Raw genomic sequence first — 2184 nt, 5'->3', positions numbered from 1 at the left:
GGTGTTTGGCGACTTCCAGTCTCCCAGACTCAGTCCGGATGAACCATCGATACAACCTATTGAAGCTTCACAGCTAGCTTGCAGCCATCTCGTGCATGACCGGTTTTCGCTGGCTGCTCGCACCTAGTTAGAATAGCACTCCTTCTCATGGGAAACGACACTGCCCTGTTTCGTTTATGAAGTACCCTGTTGCCACATATACGATGCACGCGTCGAGCCTTTCAGCGATCTGAGGAACCGTGTCCTGAAAGTCGACGCCCCGCGATGGCGGACGACCTGGAAAGGGTGTGCGAGAACGCCACAGCGACTACTGACACGCCCAAACGCCACCCCTGCGGACGCCGGAAAATCCGCAGGTCTTTCCGGTTCCCTACGCCGAGTCGATGATCGTAGTCGGGTTCATCTTCGATCCGAGAGTTCCGGCAACTGGTCGTGTCACTTGTGGAGATGCCGTGGCTGAACGGCTCGTAACAGGTCCTCGTACTGAAGCCGGCGGAAAGCTGCGGACGCCCTGGGGCCGGATCCGCACAGCCTGCGCACGCTTACGGATATACATGAGGGGGCGCCGCTCGTCGGGCTGAATCGAATTGCGCGACCACCACAATAGGGGCAGCTGCCGTGGATGCGTAAGTGGCCGCAACGTCGGCATCCGACCTCGCACGCGTCAGTAATTAACGTTTCGTCAGGCCCGGCACGCACTCTCGCACGAAACAGGTACAGGCGTCGAGCACCGACTCGAGAGGGAACGTCGGCGGTAATGCGAAAGCCGATAGTCGCAAGGTGCTGTCATCGTCGGTTCTCTACGACAACGACAACTGCGCCGGTTCGCTTGTGCGAACTTCTTGATCGCTTTCACTGCCTGCCAGACGACCAGCGAATTGTCGACCTGAGATCTGTCGCGGCATGGTCACCATGCGGTACGCTTTTGCTCATACGCACAAGAGAGCAGTACTGTGTTGTAGAGGATGATTGCGTTTTCTGGGCCTGCCGACGCGATCCACGTGAACCCACAATGAATTTGCGTAGCGCGGCAAATTTCACGAACCCCGGCCGTCCCTCGAAGCATACCTGGAAACGGGCATGCGCCGCCTTGTTTGGAATGCCGCACTTTCGAAGAACTGCGATAAGGTAAAGTCGCGCGCCGTGCTAACGTGACTCACCAGCGGAACTGAAAGCGGGTTTCCGCGCCGCAGGACGTGCGCATTGCCTAGCGTACTACCTGTCCACATTTCTACCATCTACCGCGAGAACCCATGAGAGTACCGACCCGGCTGATCACTTCTGCGACCTTCGCTATTTCCGCATCGCTGACCGCACACGCCGACCCGAATATTTCTGCTGCCGCACGGTCCACCCCAGCGGGGGGTTACGACCGCATGACCTGGGACATTACGCCCATAGTCGTTCCGACCACGGTCAATCGCAGTTACTACTGGGCCAACCAACTGACCTCGGAACGCGGTGGCCATGCGATCTATACCGGTATCCAGCCTCGCACCGAAGGATCGAATCTCGTCATCTTCAGCGCATTCGGCACTGGTACAACGCCACTCGCATCAAATTGCCGCGGCGGTGCGGATGGTGGCTCGGGCACTTCCTGTTCTCTCGCTTATGCATGGAAGCCCGGCCGCCGTTATCAATTGGAGATTGCGTACAGCGTCCCCGCGGTGAACGGCGGCAACGCGACCATCGAAGGCTTCATCACGGATATGGCTGCCGGCACCCGGATGTCAACCGGTAAAATATCGGTCCCCTCGTCCTGGGGCGGCCTTTCCCGATTCGCATACCTGTTCGACGAATACTTTCCTTTCAATGGTGGCCCCAAGGATCCGGCGCAGCGAGCCTGCGTCCCGTATGTGCGGTACACAACCTCTCTGCCCAGTTTCTACCTGAAAGGCGTGGAATACTCGACGACCGAGCAGTCGGTTCGCCTGGGTGGTGGCAAGGACAAGTGTGCAGTGGCAGTCGGCACGCCGAATGCGCGCTCTACGCTCGTCAACACGGCCACTTATCTCATCGAAAACGGCTTTCTCCCCGGTAGCCCCGGCGCGCCGAAATAAGTGACTCGGATGCGGTCTTTTAACGACGCCCCTCTGGGTTGAAGCACTGATCTGCTCTAGAAATCCTGGACACAAATGAGTGTTAGTGTTTCGGAGGCAATTTTCCCAATAGGAACGGGAGGTT

1 protein-coding gene and 1 pseudogene are annotated in these 2184 nt (G+C 58.1%); both read left to right on the top strand.

Annotation, left to right across the window (positions count from 1 at the left end):
• Positions 1–160 precede the first annotated feature (160 nt).
• Positions 161–471 (top strand): annotated as a pseudogene (locus WT24_RS35635) (helicase).
• 782 nt (positions 472–1253) lie between these two features.
• Positions 1254–2060, top strand: a complete 807-nt coding sequence (locus tag WT24_RS17790) for a DUF3472 domain-containing protein (protein ID WP_060035266.1) — start codon at positions 1254–1256, stop codon at positions 2058–2060.
• Positions 2061–2184: the final 124 nt, after the last annotated feature.

Origin of the sequence: Burkholderia sp. MSMB1078WGS, from assembly GCF_001528895.1 — a bacterium.
Classification (GTDB): domain Bacteria; phylum Pseudomonadota; class Gammaproteobacteria; order Burkholderiales; family Burkholderiaceae; genus Burkholderia.
This window is presented reverse-complemented; position numbering and strand designations above follow the sequence as displayed.